Genomic DNA, 17,658 nt, shown 5'->3' on the forward strand with positions numbered 1-17,658 from the left:
GTAATTTTATTAGCCTATTGTATTGTTATGAAAGGAATAAGATCAAAAATATTTTATATAGAGAATAAGCATCATTTTTTTGATACAATAAGACCTGTAAAAGAAGGAAAAGCTTCTGTTAGTGAATTATGTATAGCTTCCGTAGAATGGTTTAAACAAGAACTCAAAGATTATTACAGTGAAGGTGTTCCTCCAATAAATATTAGCGAAGAAAATTCTGTAATACGGCAAGATTTTGAGGAAAGCACGAGTCTTAGTGTTTCTTTTTCTGTGAAAATCCTAAATACTTTTTTATGTTATTTTCTTGCTCCTAAGAATAAAAAAATAAATGCCTATTATCAAGAGCATAGAAAGGAGCATTTAATTAGCTTTTTTAGGCAAATAAAAGTTCATAAAACTAATAATAAATATAGAGAGGATTACAATAGTTTCACAGACATCATCCAACCATTAATAATTAAAAAATTTAGAGAGTGTAATTTAAAGTTAAATAAAAACTGGGATTGGGAGTTTTTGATTGAAGAAGATTTAACCCAAAAACTATCTAATACAGACAAGGGTAATCCAAAATTCGAGCAAGGTGTACCCAAAAAAAATGTATTGACTTTAGGTGAAGGATTCAATGATTATTTACATAAACTTCAAAAAGAATTTAGCGTCATTCGTTTAGATGTAGTTAATTTTGAAATGCCAATTGAAAACTTTATTAATCTTCCTATTTTGAAGGTTAATAATTTTCTTAAAACTCAACTGAATAAATTAGAAAAAAAACAACTTTATTTAAGTGGAAGTAAGGATAGTCAAGAAAAGCAATTTAAAATAAATTCAAAAAAAATAAATGAAATAAAAAGAATACTAGAAGAAAAACACGATATAAATAACGTCATTGAATTAGGGAAAGATATTTTTATCAATGCTTCAGCTGGAGAGGGAAAATCAACGCTATTAAGATGGTTAACACATCATTATGCCAAAAATACAGGAATACATGTTTTTCCAATTTTTATAGAGTTAAAATACAATACGTTTAATGATTTAAATAAATTAATAAATAGGACTCTGAAAAATTATGGTTTGGATGAATCATCCTATTTTGGATATAGAATATTGTTATTTCTAGATGGGTACGATGAATTTACTGGTAATAAGACAAACCTAATAAATGAAATAAGTGATTTCAAAAAACAGAATGATGTCCAGATTGTATTCAGTGGTAGAAATATTCCTAAATTCTCAAATCATCATTTTGATGTTGTAATTTATAATTTGTCTCCATTATCTTCAAGTAATATTGAAATTATTTTTCATAAATATCTTGGCAATGAAAACGGGAAGTTATATTATAATTTTATTTTAAATAAAGGATTAGAACATCATCTTCAAAAGCCACTTTATTTGACGTTTTTACTTTCCTTTATAAAAAGAAGGATAGAAAGTAACATTTTTAAAGTAGAAGAGATAGCGAAAGTTATTGTAAATAAGGGTAAATTACTTCATAACCTTATAATAGATGAGTTTATAAAAAAATATGAAGGTGATAAAACTGATATTGAAAAAGAAAGGTGGAAAGAACAGAAGAACTATGAAGTTGAATTAATTAGCTATTTAGCTTATAAAATGACTTTTGAGTTAAAGAATCTTGAAGTAATTAATAAAGAAAAAGCTAAAAATTTATTTAATGAGTATATCTTAAAAAATTCAAAACTTAGCAGATTAAACCCTTCTAAAGTTATTAATCAATTAGAAAAGCATAATATTTTGTGTTTAAATGATGGGTTGTTATACTTCGATAAAAAGGAATTACGATTATTTTTTACTGCAATATACTTTAGGGACACAATCAATTCATTAAATGATTTTAACAGAAAAAAAATATTTTTAACAAAACAGACTGGAAATGAAGATGCTTGGAATTCGATTCAAACCTACTTAATAGGATTTTTAAATCCAGATTTAATTTTAGACGATTTTAAAATAAATGATTTTAAAAGACCGCCTATTTTTTATAAAAGCCTAACTCAAAAGTTTGAATTGGCTTTAGAATTTATTAATCAAAAAAATTATCCGATTAAGTATGATTATATAAATGAATCATATTTAATTAGTTTTATAAAGCTAATGATTTCTAAGCGAGAATATATGGATTATCATAAAGATGAAAAAATGTATATGCTTTCTTGGAGACTAATTTTAAGATTATTAATTCAACGATTTAATATTCCAATCAATTATATTCCGAAATGGTTGGAAGAAAAATTAAATCATTATTTTTTTAAATTCATTTATCATCTCGATATTCCATATAAAATTTATTCAATTACTAATTCATTTACTAAATATGATTTAAAATTATCTTTTTCAGAGGTTTTAAAATTAACGGAGGATATTAAGAGCTCATATTTTGCGATTAAGGATAAGCGTTATTTTTATGATAAAATCATAAGACATAAAGCTGCAAGTATTAGACTAACTGAAGAAGAAGAAACTGATTTTGTTTATGAATATTTGTTTAAAAGAAATTCATCAAAAAAATATCAGCAAGTATTTTCAATAAATTCTTTAGCAATTCGTCTTTATGTAGACAAGTTTATCTTTAATCACTCAAACAAGTTAATAAATTATCTTTTTGAAAAAACCCCAAATGCAAATAAATTTACTTATAAGAGGTATCTTCAATATAGACTAGATTCTTTTAATCATTGGATCAGAGTTGATTCAAAAGAATTAAAACCCCAAAGTATTATAAGGATGGTTGAGTTTATAAAAAAACTTTTTTTAAGCTCAAATAAATTAGACATTAGCGTTTATAATAGATTAGATTTAAAGCAAGGCGATGAAATAACAATCGCTTTGTCAAGAGATATAATTAAAATTTTGTTTGATGAAAGCTATTCAACAAAACAAAGACAAAGAGCATTTTTTTTCTGTTTTGAATATGGTAGCGAAAAAGAAATGAATTTATTAATAGATTTGTATAGACAAAATGATAAAAAAAATATTAAGTTTTGCAATAAGGCTTTGAATGAATTTCTTCCTGATGAAAAAATTGGACTAGGTTGTATTGAATATAATGCACAACTTAATCTGGTTTCCGAAGTATTAGTTTTTTTAGATAATAGAGAATTTAAATCTTTTGAGTATTATGAAAGAACATTGGAATTTTCTAGAAAAATTATTCAAAATATTAAAGCAACAAATTCAAAATTAAATGAAACTATACTAGCACTTCTTAAGTTACATAAAAACGATACATTAACATTTTATATTCTTGGATATCTAGCAAAATTTAAGGTAGAAGATGCTATTCCTCTTTTAATTAACCTTTTAGGAAATAACTATTTTAGAACTCATGCGTATAATACCTTGTCTGTTATAAGCCCTTCCTGTTTTTATAAGTATAAGTATGATTTTAAAGAAATTTATTCAAATATTTACGCTGTTTTAAATTCGTTCAAAGTACAAAAATACACATCTCCCTTAAGGGGTAAATTACTTGTTGCAATTGATGTAGGAGATGATTACATGCTAAAATTAGTAAGGGAAATATTAAAAAAACATAAACAAAATATTTATGAAACTGATTTAGAAATTTTTGAAATGATAGATGTCCTGTTGACTGACAAATGCAAAAAAATTGAAGAATACAACAAAAAAACACCTTCTTAATAACCAGAAGGTGTTTATAGTTAATTTAATTTTGCTTTTATAGATGTAAATGATTCAGAAGTAATAATTAAGTGATCTTCCAAATAGATTTCCATTAATTCACAAATTCGTTTTAATTGATTTGTGACCATAATATCTTTTTGAGAGGGTTCTAAGTTCCCACTTGGATGATTATGTATCAATACAATTTTAACTGCGTTTGAAAGTAATGCTAATTGAATAATTTCACGAATGTTTAATGTTGTGTCTAGAATTCCTCCCGAATTTAATTCAGTAATACCTAATAGTCTATTATCAGATGTAAGTAATAAAACCCAATAGTATTCTTTTAAATCTAAAATATTTTCATCAATAACGGAACGTAACTTCTCAATAGCATCAGAAGGGCGATAAAGTTTGGGTAGTTTAGAAATATGCGGTCTTTTATAATTTAAGATTACTTGATTAATCTTTGTTAAATCTTTAGCCATAATAATTAAGTTTTAAGTTCTTTATTATCATAGCGTTGGTAAAATATAAGTCAATAATTGTCAGTGACTTATATTCTTATTCATAGTCTAGGTAACCTTCAATCTGATAAACATTTTTTTAATGAGATAAATTGATTTAGCCAATAATTGACGAATTCTAGTTTTAGATATCAGAATTTTAATAAAAGCGTTAGCTTTTATAGTACCTAATTACATCATAAAAACAACAATTATAACCAGTTATTTCTTTGTTGTTGTTTTCTAATTTCGTGTCCCTGTATTTGTTGAATCCTAATATTGTCAGGAATACGTTCACTTGCTTTGTACTTTTGTAAAGAAATTTCTTTTGTAGTCCGCAAATTTTGCGGTTTTGTTTTGTCATCTTTTACGTTGTCTAGGGTACTATTTTCGTTGGGAATTACAGGAAGTGCATAGAAGACTTTACTTGCATATTTACGAGCTTGTGTATTAATTAGTGAGGTGTTTGATTCATCTGTAACAATGATAAGATGTTTGTCGATAAGTTCCTGAACTCCATTGGTGACACTTCTGTTGGAGAGTCCTAGCTTTTCAAATTGAGAATGGGCTATCCAATCACGACTTTTAATATTTCCGTTTTGGTCTCTCCATCCATAGGTATTTCTGACAATTTTCAAATACACCCGAATGGCAGAGCCGCTCAGACTAGAGATAACACTATCAAAAAACACATTGGGAACAGGCGTGGTATTTTTAAGCGTCATGGTCTTCAAATTCTATCACTGGTAACTCATCATTTTGATTGATGAAGATTTGAAAATCTGTACCCGGTTGTTGATACAATTGTAAAAACCACCCTCCATTTTTTGAGACTTTAATAACACCTACTTTGTGATAAATATTTTTTTCTCCAGATTCTCCAATGACTGTTTTTCGAGTACAAACATTATAAAATTTAGACATTTTTTTTATTGAATTTATGTACTTCAACCTTATGGTGAAACCCAATACAACTTAAAAATATAATTATGGAGCGTCTTAAAATAAAAAGTTTTGCGACAGCTGTGTCTTACAAAAGGGATAGTGCGACATTATCATGCTAAAATTTAAAGGGGAAAGAAAATTCTGTTATTATTGATCATCTAAAACACTAAAAGACACCTCAATTAAAAGATGTTTTATAAAAAACTATCCATTTAAATAATAATGTGTAACCCCAAGGGAAATAGCATCAAATACTCCCACATTGTGATTTTCGTTCATCCATTCTTTTCTATAAGGGTACTCTAAGGCTTCTAATTTTGAAAACCATTCTATCAATTTTTTTGAAATCTGATATTTAGTATTGGCTTCAAATTGATTAAAAACTTCTTTAATTTGGCTTCTGTTATATTGAAGTACTTCAAGGTTTTTTTCTTTCGCTTTAGTGCAAATAAGGTCAATTAATTTTTTATTGCGTTTATTATTTTTATAATTATACTTGGTAAGTCCTCTCACAATAACAATGTCTGGCTTGTAATAATCTAAATAGTGTGCAACTTTAGCAATTGATTTTTTATTATTTACAGGGCGCACATGCCCAATGCCATAATCAACCAAATCATTAGGGGAATCAAATAAAGCATAGCACATTCCCATTGTATTTGGGTATAGGGTTAATATGGTTTTATTTGTCTTTATTTTCATAGTCATCGTCTTTGGTTAATTTTTTAATAATGGTATTAACACCTTTAATACGAAGTAGATTCTTACGTGTTTTGGATTTATTTTCCAGTTTCTCTAAAAGGCGAAAGCAGCGATGGATAATCTCCTCACTTTGGAAGTTGAAAATTTTAAAAAGAGGTGGAGCTATTGACAAATTAAATAAATAATGGTATCCTAGTAATGCTTTGGGGTTTTGGGATTTCCCTGCTTCAAAGCGAGATAAGTTACCTTCATCCATATTTAACATATACGCAACATCTTTCAGGTTCAAATGGCAGTTTTTGCGATAGGTATAAATATGTTGATATGGTGATGTTCTCATAATGTATAAAAGGCTATGCGATTAATGAATGACTGCATCGCCTTTTTACATTTTAATATAGAATGGTATAAGTTGGGTAGGGTAACAAAATTGTATATCTTACAATTTTTTTCTCGGTCACTCGATTATTTGTGGAGAAAGCGTTGATAAGTGGTGTCTTTGATATTAGTTAGTTTTTATGTTGGTGTAAAATTTGATGGATGCGTTCTGCGTCACTTATTTTTTTCAATGCTTGTGAATTCGTTTCACTATACATTTTTGTGTGTGTTAGTTTTGTAGTGTGAGCTTTTTTCACTGCTTTATTTTCCAATACATCACAAGTGCTATGCAAAGAGTTCACAAGTACTAGCGTACTTGAATAATAAAGACGAGAAGTTCCTCGCCTTTTTTTAATGCTGTGCATACAATCTCCATTTTCATTAGTAACAAGAATAAGCCCTTTTAGAACTAAAGAAGAAATTGCAGAAGACACTGACCTTCCTGAAAGACCAGAACGTAACATAAAGAAACGTTGAGATATCCAGTCTCTATCCTTCCGCTTATTTTTCGTATTTACATCTATAAAACCTATGGTTTGCCTAATAATAACTAGTAATACTTTGAGCTCTGCACATCCCAGAGTTTTTAAGTAGTTATCAAATAAACTATTGGGTGTTTGTGTAGTGTTCTTATAATAGTCCATTTTAACAGTATCTAATGTAAGAATTAAAATAGTAGTCAGAGATTATTGTATGAGAACGTCTATGTTTATACAATTTTGTTGGACTACCGTTGGCTTTTGTCTTGAGCTATAGTACAGCTATGAGAATCCAAGTACCTACACAATTATCAAAAGAACGTAATGCTGAATTCCGAAGTTTATATAAAAAGCATTATGATATGGATATTTCGATAGAAGAAGCAAATCAAGAAGCCTATCGGTTATTCTCGTTCTTTGCCATTATTATCGAACATACACCTCAATACCATAAACATTAATTTTGGTGTTTTTCCTATTGATGTTATACTATCACTGCTTGTTCATAATCAAAATTTAATTAAGCCTAAAAAAGGGCAAGGAAGTGATTATGAACAAGCATTCTTAATTATTTTTCCTTGCCCTTTTTTGTTTACACTATGATACAAACACAACAATTACGGTATTTTCTCTATGCTCGAAAATCTAGTGAATCAGAAGATAGGCAAATGGCATCTATTGACGACCAATTAAAAGAAGTTAATAAAATAGCGGTTGAATTAGATCTTCAAGTTGTAGGTGTGTTTAGTGAATCTAAATCAGCCAAAGAACCAGGAAGAAAAGCTTTTAATGAAATGCTCTCTGAAATAGAACAAGGAAAAGCCGATGGTATTTTGTGTTGGAAACTGAATCGCTTGGCTAGAAACCCTGTAGATGGCGGAAAGATAAGTTGGATGTTACAGCAGCATAGGATTAAGCATATACAATGCTATGGGAGGGACTACAAGCCCTCTGACAACGTTTTAATGATGCAAGTGGAGTTTGGTATGGCAAACCAATTTATCAAAGATTTAAGCACAGATATTCGAAGAGGAGTTGCTTCAAAAGCTGAGCGTGGATGGTACCCGAGTTCTACGTTACCTATTGGATATATACACCATAAGGAGAACAGACAAAAGGTGCATAAAACTGAAATAATTCCAGATAAAAAAAAGTTTCATTTAGTAGAAAAACTTTGGTCACTAATGTTAACAGGAAATTATTCTATTGCTGATATTAAGCGTATTGGAGATGAGTTGGGATTTTTAGGTAAAAACAAACACGAATACTCAAAATCATCCTACCACAGTTTATTTAGTAATGAGTTTTATTGTGGTTATTTTTATTGGAAAGATGGTAATGGTATTAAGAAACGTTATAAAGGAAAACATCAAGTTGTTGTTACTGAAAAAGAATTCGATCAGATACAATCTCATATAGGAAATAGAAAACGCCAAACACGACCCAAGAAATATGATTTTCCATATAGAGGTATGATTTCTTGTGGTGAGTGTGGCTGCAGCATTACTGCTGAGCGAAAATATCAGGTGAGGTGCACAACATGTCGTTTTAAGTTCTCTTGTTTAAATAGAGGCGATTGTCCAAAATGTGGAACAGAAAAGGATGATATGAACAACCCAACAATTATTGATATTACCTATTATCGATGTACTAAGCGTAAACAAAAGTGTTCTCAAAAATTTATTAGTAAAAAAGAATTAGAGCAACAATTTTTGAAAGCTTTTGAAAAGATTAAAATTCCAAAAGACTTTTATTTATATATGTGTGAAGGTCTTCAAAGACTGGATACTCAAGCTAAAAAAAAGAATAAAGAGCTAATTACTCCTTTAAAAAAACATATAACTACTCTTGAAAATCGAAGGAAAAATTTAGCTTTGATGAGAGCAGATAATGAAATTACCAATGAAGAATTTGTAACGTTCAAGGAGCAATGTGATGTGAAAATACGAAATCTACAAAAACAGATTAGAGCTATTTCTCATCTAGAAACGAATTGGTTATCCATTGCTCGAGATTATGCTTTTATAGCTGAAAATGCTTCTGATATATTTAAAAAAAGTGATAATCTTACAAAAAAAAGTTTACTGCTAAAAATCGGTTCGAACCAGCAATTAATAGATAAGAAACTGTATTTTATAACGACGAAACCATTGTTAGCTATCTTAGATTGCTATTCCCTTTTTGAATCCCAAAAAGAAAGGTTCGAACCAAAAAATCACCTTGATAAACAAAGTGATTTAATGGGGTTGAATACCCAAAATTCTGTGTGGTGGACCCAACTGAACAAAGTTCGAACTAGCCTAATCCATACAATTAATCAATAAATCACTAGAAAATGCATAGAGAAAAAACACCAAGCACAAATGCTGGTGTTTTTATATGAAGTTATTTCAACCAAATCTTTTCAGCTTTATCAAAACCACACCATTGATGATTTTTATCAAATCCCCTAGCAGCTAATTCAAAACGAATAAATTTTTCTAAAGGAATTTTACTATGTATGATATAGCGAAGTAATTCTCCATCCATTACAGAAAACAACCCTCGAATTTCTTCCCAATGATTTAATGGATCTTCATCCATTGCAATCATCTGAATCTTTTTGTAAGAAAGTTTTGAATAATCACAAGGTAATTTCTCAAAATTTTTCCTTTCAAAAGAAACACTATCTTTCAAAACAACTAAATAATCATCGTTGGTACTTTGAATCACTCCAAACTGTTTGTTGTTGGTTCTGTATTCAAAATTGAGCCATAGAGCTTTATCAACTGCTTTTTGTTTGTTTGGATATCGGAGTAGTTTTTTCATTTTTCTTTGTGTTAGATTTTTTAGTAATTGGAACAACTTCCTTTTCTGTCTGTGCGACTTGAACCCAATTACTAGTGATATATGAAATGATATACATTTCATCTCCAATAATAGCTAACAGTTCTTCATTTTCTAATTCCAATAATTGTAAATCTTTAGGAATTGAATTCTCAAATTTGTTTTTGATAATTTCAATCAATTCTTTTCGAGATAAAAATCTCAAAATAACGGGATCAATAGGTTCATTTATAGAACTTTCATTTAAAGCTTTCTTTCTCAATACTGAAGAAAAATGCTTTAAGAGTGCTTTTTGTTTTGCTTCCATCATAAAATGTGTTTGTGATTTATATTTAATTTTACTTAATGAGCCTTTTCAAGGCTTATTCAAATTTCCATAAGGACATAATTTTCAATTCATCCCTTTTAAATTTTCGTTGCTGTAGAATACGCTCTAGCTCATCTTTCGCTTGCTGCTCAGTGTCAAAAAAATAAGATGGTTTTGTGGTGACTGCATATTTATCTTCTTCATTTACATCAGATGTAAAGATGACAAAGACCCTTCTTGTTTTTCCGTGTTTAAATAGTAAAGAATAGTAATTATTGCTATCATAATCATCCCAACTTTCTGTTGGTTTTGAATATAGATAGTGTACTTCATTGCTTGTACGCTCAAAAAATTCAGAAACTTCGTTTTGTGATAAAGTCGGTGTAGCGGTGATACTTTCTTCTAGTTTATAACTGTAGTATTCAAGTATACTGGCATCATTTCCTATCAGTTCTAAAAGTTCCTTATCATTTAGCTTCTCAATTTGAAATTCTTCTAGCTTATCCAAGTACAAGTATTCCAATATCTCAATCAATTCTTCTCTTGAGAAAAAATTATTGAAAAGTAGATTTCGCTCATCTACTTTCTGATTATTTAAGAGCTCTTTATAAGCTTTTAAAAAATATAGAAGTATTTTTTGTTGTTTAATGGTTTTCATAATTAATGATTTTAAGGTTATTGTTCTTTTACTTCACAGTGATTTGAAATCGTTGCTAGTAAGTAATTATAATCACCACTTTTAGCTTCTGTTAGAACAGCTTCAATTTCATTTTGAGTCCAACCCTCTTTTCTGGCTTGTCTTTGAAATACACCCATTATCATAAAGGCGTTTCCATTTACGCCAACCAAATCTAGGTTAACGGTTTTGTCAATTACTTTTTTCATGGTATCTGTTTTTAAAAAATTAATATTGAATTGTTATAAGCTCGTTAAGAATTTAAATAGGATAGTTAGCTGTCAACACCTCAATTTTTCGACTTCGTGGCTTCCCTGTTTTTGCCTTTTGGGCAGAAAGTGGTTTATTAAATGTTTTGGCATTCCATTCGTATTTCTTAGTATACCTATTAAGTATTTCAGAAGGATACGAGCTCAGTAGAAATTTCCCTTTGAGACTCGTCAATGTATCAAGTAGTTGTTTGTAATCACCCTCTGTATACCCCCCATAATGTCCTTGGTTGGAATCAATATATGGCGGGTCTACATAATGAAAAGCATCTTCGGTGTCCCGACTTTTAATCACTTTTAAAGCATCGTTGTTTTCAACCTGTGTATTTTCTAAACGTTTTAAAATCTCTTTTGTAAAAATGAGTTTCTTATTTTGAAAAGCTTTGACTCTTTTTCCATATTTGTCATAACCCCAAGAACCTATTTGACAAGAAAACCCCATATTCGTAGCTACATAAAATGCCCATGCCTGTTGTAATTTATTAAACAAATGTGGCATTCTGTAAATGGTATGTGCTACGGTATAGGTAGCTCTTGAAAATAAGGTTGCTTCAATCTTTGTTTTTAATGAGTCAAAATCAGTTTTTACGACCTCATAAAAATTTACAACCATTGAATTTGTATCGTTAATGGTTTCAGATTCACTTGGGTGTTTAGCAAAGAAAATGGCGCCACCTCCAAAAAAAGCTTCTGTATAAATTCGATGTTTGGGAATGAGTGGAAGAATACTTGAGAGCAAGTTCAACTTGCCTCCATAATAGGTTATTGGGGTTTTAGGCATTAATAAGTTATAAGGTTAAAAGTTGATAAAGTTTGGGCGTTAGAGTTCTCCTTCATTAGCAAAAGACAAAAAGGATTCTGAAGTGATGATAATGTGGTCTAATAAGTTTACCTCCATAATTTTTGCTAATTCTTGGAGACGTTTGGTTTGTTTTTTATCACTTTCTGAAAACAATAGTTTCCCAGAGGGGTGATTATGAGCAACAATAATAGCGTTGGCATGAGTGAGTAGAACTAATTGAAGAATTTCTTTGGTATTGATAAGTACTCCAGTAGAAGTACCTACTGCTACTTCAGAAATTCCTAATAGTCTATTTGCGTTGGTGAGTAATAGTACCCAAAAACATTCTTTAAGATCAATCTTATCAGTGTTGATACAAGAGCGTAGCACATGGTTAGCATCTTCAGCGCTTTTTATTGGAGTCATCGATTCAAATAAAGGACGTTTATAATGTATCTCTATCTCATAAGGGAGCATTAAAGAAGTGGTAATTGGATGTTTCATAGCATATGTATTTAAGGTTCATTTGATTCTAGTATGAACTTTAAATAAAAAAGAAAGTAGTCCCATAAAATTGTATTTCAAAGATGGTTTGGATGAATTGAAGTAGCAGAGAAAGCTGGTGAAGGTTTACCGTTAATCATTAGTTTTAAATAGATATCGTAATTAGAAAGGTTTACAAAATCTTGAGTCTCAAATACAGGAGAAAATTCTTTTTCCATAAAACGAGCATCAGATTGCCCAAGTCTAAAACATACGATTGTTCCAACGTTTCCTAAAACAGCATCCCTAATTTTTACATCTAGTTGCGCAATGTATTGATGTGCCATAATAATTCCCACCCTGAACTTACGAAGTTCAGAGAGCATTTCAATCATAGATAGGTTGGTGTAATTTTGAAATTCATCTAAGTACACAAAAAAGTATTCTCGTTTAATTTCAGGTATATCAATTCTACTAAATGCCGCTGCAGACAAAGAGGTTAAAAGCAAAGAACCTAAAATGTAAGATGCATCAGCACCAATACTTCCTTTGGATAGATTTACCAATAGAATTTTATGCTTATCCATACAAGCTCTCAAAGATATTTGCTTTGAATTATCAACTAAAATTCGTTTAACAGAAGGATAGGAGAGAATACCACCCAATTTATTATAAATGGGTATCAAATCTGTTTTTCCATAATTCTTAAATTCTTTAAGCCAGAAATTTTTAATATCAGGGTTGATAATATTCGCTAGACATTGATTCCTGAAAGAAACATCGTGCAAGATTTTAATAATATCTGAAAAATTAGCAGAAGGTTGATCTAACAAACTTAGTAGTACATTTCTTAAAATATGAGAAAGTTTCACTCCCCAACCTTGGCTTCCCCATAAACGTTGAAAAACTTCTAGAATATTAGAAGCTACCAAGGCTCTTTTTTCATAGGAAACTTTACGAAGAGGATTGTAGCCTAAGGTTAATAATGGATTTGTAGCATCTAAATACACAACATCATTTAAACGATGTTTAGAAATACTATTTTTTACATTTAATACCAAATCTCCATGAACATCTATTAGGCAAACCCCTCTTCCCTGTTCAATATCTTGTTGGATTTTTGTATGAAGTAAGGTGGTTTTTCCTGTTCCTGTTTTTCCTAGAATATAAAAATGATGCAAACGGTCTTTTAGTAAAATTCCAAATCGTTTATGGTCTTTTCTAAAATTACTTATAGCAAAATAACATATGGGGTTGTCGCAATAATCACACATAATACCTAGTATTACTTGATACTCATAGAAAAGTAAGGCGGAGAAAATTGTAGGATACTTTATTAACTTTGCAGTAAAAAAAGCTATTAAAAAATGTACAAAAGAAATTACCACCCATTGGTACTATTGCTATATACCAGTGGAATGTTAGATGCAAGACAACTCCAAGAGTTACCCAAGACAACAAAATACAATTGGAATCAGTTTCAACACGAAAACTATTATGGGAATGATTGGGTAAAAAATTACATCAATCAATTTGATACTATTAAAGAAGTTTTCGCTTCTTCCTTTTTGTATAAATCACTGCGATTTCTTGTAGAAACAAGAAAAGGCTATTTATATATGTTACAAGAATTTTCTCATAACAAACAGTTACTTAAATTACACGCTAATAAAATTATTACTTCCATTGAAAAGATGAAATCTTTAGCAAATATAAATGTAAAAACTGCTTGTAACTATTATGGGGTTTCTAAAGACTGGTATTATCAACAAAAAAGAAAAATTAGTTGTGGTGTAAGTCCTTTTCAAAAATGTTATAAACAACATCCAAATCAATTAACGGTAAAAGAAGTTATTTCTATTGAGAAATTAGTAACGGATTCTGCCAACTATGGAAAAACAAAAGTGACCTTGTATTATCACGCTTTGAGAACTAATTTAGTGTTTTGTAGTAAATCTACGTTTAATAAATATGCATCTGCTTTAGGATATATAAAACCCAAACGATCTAGATATCCAATAGCAAAAGGATTAAGAGCCTCAAGAGTTTTTGAATGGTTACATGTAGATATTACTAATGTACATACATTAGAAAATAGTATTCAAAAAGTAGCTTTTGTTAAAGATAATTTCTCAAGAGCTATTTTACATTATGCATCAACTAATGAAAAAGCAGGAAGTAGGTTTATTAAAAACCTGTTTTCTGAAACCTTTGATAAATACAATTTATTAAATAGTGCCAAGCCGATTAACATTTTATTTGATGGAGAAAGTGAAAACAAAGGTGATTTCTTATCTTGGATAGCTACTATTCAAGCACCACCAATTGTCAGAAAAATAACAGATCAAACCAAAGACTTCCCTTTTTTAAATTCTATGTCAGAAAGTACACAAAGTATTTATAAAACTGAATTTCTTAACGGAAAATATTCACTCAATAAAAAAGTGCATCTCAAAGATTTAGAACGTTTTATTGATTATTATAATAACCATAGATATTCGATAGAATTATATGGCTTAACTCCTTTTGAAGTTGTAGACGGAAAAATTCCTGATAAGCATTTCTTTAAAGAGAAAATACAACTTGCAAGAAAAGATAAAGTAGTAGTGAACCAACAATTTAATGATTGTAAAATTGCTATTGGATGTAATTCTTGAAAAAGCTAACAATAGAATAAAATTCTAGAACCTTTTTAACAAACAAAACGAATTTTCGAATAGTTTTAAAACAAAAAAGGTATCCATTTTCTGGATACCCTTTTTAAATAATTCTAGTTTTTTAAAATGCTTTTAAAGCCCTATTAATCCTGAAAGTTCCAATATTGTAACCCTTTTGTCGGGATTTAAAACGGTGTGTGCCCGGAATGAGAATAAAGCAAAAATATTAATTGACACCTTTGGGAAAAGCAATTTGATCCTCCCATCACAATTGGTTCATTTAAAGAAAATGAAACCAATAAAAACTTAATACTTGATGGGTAGCAAAGATTAACAAGTATTTTATTAGCATATATTGGTGTATTTCCAGATGAGAAAACATATAAAAAAACCATTTCAAAATTTGCTGACGAAAACGACAACCCTGAAGATGAGGATGAAAAAATTTAGAATAGTAATGAATTATTTAGTGATCAAGAATTTTAGTTTCAAAAAAATAAATTAAGATTTCATCTATTTGTTTCTTCCATACATTCCATTTATGATTTCCTCCTTCAATACGCCTAACTTTAAGTTCATAGCCTTTCTTATTTAAGATGTTAATCATAGGAATATCTTGTTTTTCTGTATCTTTCCCTGTTCCATAACTCATAAACATTTTAAAGTTCCTTTTAGGATTCGTATTGTATGACCTATAAATATCTCTGCAAGGGTGAAAAGCCGGAGATTGCATAGCAATATATTTGAAATGATTTGGAGCTTTATTAGCAATATAAGCGGCGGCCAATCCACCAAAAGAAACTCCCAAAATAGCTCTGTCATTTTTATGATTACTCACAGGGTATCTTTTTTCTATACTTGGAATAAACTCCTTTGTAAAAAAATCTACAAAATCAGAATTACATAAAAATAAATTTTGTCTAATATTATTTTTTAAATTGAAAGCATCTTTAGGTTCAAGAAATACTGCAATTATTGGTTTGATAGCTCCATATGAAATTAAGCTATCTAAAACTTTTTGGGTTTTTCCATGCCTAATATAATTAAAACCATCATTTATATAAATAACGGGCAATTTTTCGGTTATTTTGTTTGCTGGAGGTAAATAAACATTATATAATAGTGTTTTATTTAATATTTTAGATTTAATTTTTTTGGTTCTAGATAAAGTTCCTTGAATCGAGCCTTTTCTATTCTTATGTTTTAAATTTGACTCTATAATTTTAGAAGCATAATTTTTGAAGGTTTGAATTGTGTCTGAAGGTATTTTAATGGGTAAATCAATAATTGATTGGGCAATTTCTATTTGTTTATTTACATTATTTGTACGGATTAAAAATTTTAAATAATCCATTCGGGGTTGAAATCGATAAGGCTCTAAACCAATATTTAATTGTAGTGATTCTTCAGCTTTTTTATAATTTCCAATTGAAGTATATATTGAGATGAGTTTTCTATTTAATTTAGGATATGAGCTTTTAATAAAAGCATTTTCCATATGAATCAAGCCATTTTTTTTATCTCCCTGATTAAAAGATCTTTTTCCTAAATCAAATTCAAAATTTGGGTTGCCAATAAAGTATTTGCTATTAGAAGGTTCTTTTTTAATATAATTTTTTGTTGCTATATATTTGTTGTTTAAAGCAACCAAGCCTATAACTCCTATAGAAGATAATAGTACTGATAATATTGTTTTTTGTACGTGATTTTTTTTGAAAATGAATAATGGTTTTTGTTGCTGATTCATTAGTATTCCAATAGACCAACAACCAAGTAGAACGGTAATATTATTATAAAGTATTGAAGTAAATAGTGCTTGTACTCCTATACAGGCTAATGTGGCTATGGCTATCCTGGTAATGTGATTAATTTTTACATCTTTAAATAAGAAATAAAAGAATATAATGATAAGCAAAAATCCAACGATACCAATTTCAAAAAGGACTAATAAATAATCGTTCATAGCTGTACTCACATAATTTGCGATTTTTATTTCTTCCCAAGGTCTGTTAGTCTCTAGAAAGTAATTAGCTTTAAATGTATTATAGTACCCTGAAAAATTAAACAAGCCATAGCCGAAAAGTGTTTTTTCTGCTATTGCCTGTGAAGATATTTTATAAATTAACCATCTTCCATCGACAGAATCGGGTTTAAGTAAGTATAGTAAATAGCTTATTGGGATTAGTAACATTATAAAAACACTTGTAACTAAAGCTTTTATTTTTTTACTTGTTTGCTTCCATTTTATGATAATTTTTTGAGATGTTGCTAAATAAAAGATAATTCCTGTAGTAACGGCAATCCATGAAGTTCTAGATTCTGATAAAATAATTGCAATAATTATAGGGATTACGGCTATAGAAAATAAAAATTTGCTTTTAAGTGTTTTTAAATAAAAAAAGAAACAGCCAATTAAAATTATTAAAGTTGTTGATAAAAATGAACCCAAAGCACTTGGCGTAGTAAACGATCCAGTAACGGTAAAAAACTCATTTGTTATTTTTAAGACATTAAAATATTGAAGAATTGTCCAGCAAGCCTCTATTAAAGTTATTAATGCTATAAAGCCACTTTGTATAAATAGTATTTTATTGATAGTATCTTTCTTAAAAAAGTAACTATACCTAAAAAGCAAAATACAGCATAGATAGCAAATGGTGTACAAAAAGTACTTATAACTAAAAGGATACAATGATTTTATAGAAAAATTAAGGATTATATAAATGCTGAAAATTAAAAGAACAACATCAAAAAGATAAACCTTGAAGTTAATTTTCTTATATAAATTAAAAGGAATGAACAGAAGCCAACAAAACAGGCTACCAATAAGAAAATAATAGGTTGGTAAAACTCTGTATTTAGTAAAGACAAATGAGAAAACTGGTGAAACAATTAATAAAAGAGAAAAGAATAAAGTAATTAAAATAAAAACCTTATTTAGAATTTGATGAGATTTAGTTTTCATAGTTTTTTTCTTTTGGCATTTTTTTATAAAAATATA

18 protein-coding genes are annotated in these 17,658 nt (G+C 29.1%); 4 read left to right on the forward strand and 14 right to left on the reverse strand.

Annotation, left to right across the window (positions count from 1 at the left end; translation table 11 throughout):
* Positions 1 to 27 precede the first annotated feature (27 nt).
* Positions 28 to 3,666, forward strand: a complete 3,639-nt coding sequence (locus tag BLU40_RS05925; RefSeq protein ID WP_090121061.1) for an NACHT domain-containing protein — start codon at positions 28 to 30, stop codon at positions 3,664 to 3,666.
* A gap of 20 nt (positions 3,667 to 3,686) precedes the next feature.
* On the opposite strand, the gene BLU40_RS05930 is transcribed toward BLU40_RS05925, so the two are convergent.
* The 6 genes from BLU40_RS05930 to BLU40_RS05955 all read right to left on the reverse strand — a co-directional run bounded on the left by BLU40_RS05930 (position 3,687) and on the right by BLU40_RS05955 (position 6,823).
* A complete protein-coding gene (locus BLU40_RS05930) occupies positions 3,687 to 4,136 on the reverse strand; it encodes a JAB domain-containing protein (protein ID WP_090121063.1) in 450 nt (149 codons plus the stop codon).
* Between the two features lie 230 nt (positions 4,137 to 4,366).
* Complete coding sequence (locus BLU40_RS05935; RefSeq protein WP_090121064.1) at positions 4,367 to 4,879, reverse strand: replication protein; 513 nt, start codon at positions 4,877 to 4,879, stop codon at positions 4,367 to 4,369.
* A complete protein-coding gene (locus BLU40_RS05940) occupies positions 4,869 to 5,078 on the reverse strand; it encodes a hypothetical protein (protein WP_090121066.1) in 210 nt (69 codons plus the stop codon). Before BLU40_RS05940 ends, BLU40_RS05935 begins: the two co-directional genes overlap by 11 nt.
* A gap of 225 nt (positions 5,079 to 5,303) precedes the next feature.
* A complete protein-coding gene (locus BLU40_RS05945) occupies positions 5,304 to 5,801 on the reverse strand; it encodes a hypothetical protein (RefSeq protein WP_090121069.1) in 498 nt (165 codons plus the stop codon).
* A complete protein-coding gene (locus BLU40_RS05950) occupies positions 5,782 to 6,141 on the reverse strand; it encodes a hypothetical protein (RefSeq protein WP_139170922.1) in 360 nt (119 codons plus the stop codon). Before BLU40_RS05950 ends, BLU40_RS05945 begins: the two co-directional genes overlap by 20 nt.
* 169 nt (positions 6,142 to 6,310) lie before the next feature.
* Positions 6,311 to 6,823: a hypothetical protein gene (locus BLU40_RS05955; protein ID WP_090121073.1), complete on the reverse strand. Its 513-nt coding sequence runs from the start codon at positions 6,821 to 6,823 to the stop codon at positions 6,311 to 6,313.
* A 119-nt stretch (positions 6,824 to 6,942) separates the two neighbouring features.
* Here BLU40_RS05955 and BLU40_RS17535 point away from each other — a divergent pair, with 119 nt between their 5' ends.
* Both BLU40_RS17535 and BLU40_RS05960 read left to right on the forward strand, forming a co-directional pair.
* Positions 6,943 to 7,119 carry a hypothetical protein gene (locus tag BLU40_RS17535; protein ID WP_175454751.1) on the forward strand — a complete coding sequence of 59 codons (177 nt, stop codon included), beginning with the start codon at positions 6,943 to 6,945 and terminating at the stop codon, positions 7,117 to 7,119.
* A 138-nt stretch (positions 7,120 to 7,257) separates the two neighbouring features.
* The gene (locus BLU40_RS05960) at positions 7,258 to 8,982 is read left to right on the forward strand and encodes a recombinase family protein (protein WP_090121076.1); all 1,725 of its coding nucleotides are present in this window, start codon (positions 7,258 to 7,260) and stop codon (positions 8,980 to 8,982) included.
* Positions 8,983 to 9,043: 61 nt separating this feature from the next.
* Here the strand turns inward: BLU40_RS05960 and BLU40_RS05965 are convergent, their stop codons facing one another.
* The 7 genes from BLU40_RS05965 to BLU40_RS05995 form a co-directional block, all read right to left on the reverse strand.
* A complete protein-coding gene (locus BLU40_RS05965) occupies positions 9,044 to 9,466 on the reverse strand; it encodes a hypothetical protein (protein WP_090121078.1) in 423 nt (140 codons plus the stop codon).
* Complete coding sequence (locus tag BLU40_RS05970; protein ID WP_139170923.1) at positions 9,423 to 9,794, reverse strand: hypothetical protein; 372 nt, start codon at positions 9,792 to 9,794, stop codon at positions 9,423 to 9,425. The genes BLU40_RS05965 and BLU40_RS05970 overlap by 44 nt, the downstream gene beginning before the upstream one ends.
* 52 nt (positions 9,795 to 9,846) lie before the next feature.
* Positions 9,847 to 10,449, reverse strand: a complete 603-nt coding sequence (locus BLU40_RS05975) for a hypothetical protein (protein WP_090121082.1) — start codon at positions 10,447 to 10,449, stop codon at positions 9,847 to 9,849.
* A 17-nt stretch (positions 10,450 to 10,466) separates the two neighbouring features.
* Positions 10,467 to 10,676 carry a hypothetical protein gene (locus BLU40_RS05980; protein ID WP_090121084.1) on the reverse strand — a complete coding sequence of 70 codons (210 nt, stop codon included), beginning with the start codon at positions 10,674 to 10,676 and terminating at the stop codon, positions 10,467 to 10,469.
* 52 nt (positions 10,677 to 10,728) lie between these two features.
* Entirely contained in the window at positions 10,729 to 11,517 is a 789-nt protein-coding gene (locus BLU40_RS05985; RefSeq protein ID WP_090121090.1) for a DNA adenine methylase, read from the reverse strand.
* Positions 11,518 to 11,556: 39 nt separating this feature from the next.
* Positions 11,557 to 12,021, reverse strand: coding sequence for a JAB domain-containing protein (locus BLU40_RS05990; protein ID WP_090121093.1), 465 nt, complete (start codon positions 12,019 to 12,021; stop codon positions 11,557 to 11,559).
* A gap of 77 nt (positions 12,022 to 12,098) precedes the next feature.
* Complete coding sequence (locus BLU40_RS05995) at positions 12,099 to 13,274, reverse strand: type IV secretory system conjugative DNA transfer family protein (protein ID WP_090121096.1); 1,176 nt, start codon at positions 13,272 to 13,274, stop codon at positions 12,099 to 12,101.
* Between the two features lie 93 nt (positions 13,275 to 13,367).
* Here BLU40_RS05995 and BLU40_RS06000 point away from each other — a divergent pair, with 93 nt between their 5' ends.
* Positions 13,368 to 14,657 (forward strand): hypothetical protein, encoded by a 1,290-nt coding sequence (locus BLU40_RS06000; RefSeq protein ID WP_090121099.1) that lies wholly within the window; start codon positions 13,368 to 13,370, stop codon positions 14,655 to 14,657.
* A 466-nt stretch (positions 14,658 to 15,123) separates the two neighbouring features.
* On the opposite strand, the gene BLU40_RS06005 is transcribed toward BLU40_RS06000, so the two are convergent.
* Complete coding sequence (locus tag BLU40_RS06005; protein ID WP_090121102.1) at positions 15,124 to 17,622, reverse strand: alpha/beta hydrolase-fold protein; 2,499 nt, start codon at positions 17,620 to 17,622, stop codon at positions 15,124 to 15,126.
* Positions 17,623 to 17,658 lie beyond the last annotated feature (36 nt).

Source organism: Lutibacter oricola (genome assembly GCF_900106565.1).
GTDB lineage: Bacteria > Bacteroidota > Bacteroidia > Flavobacteriales > Flavobacteriaceae > Lutibacter > Lutibacter oricola.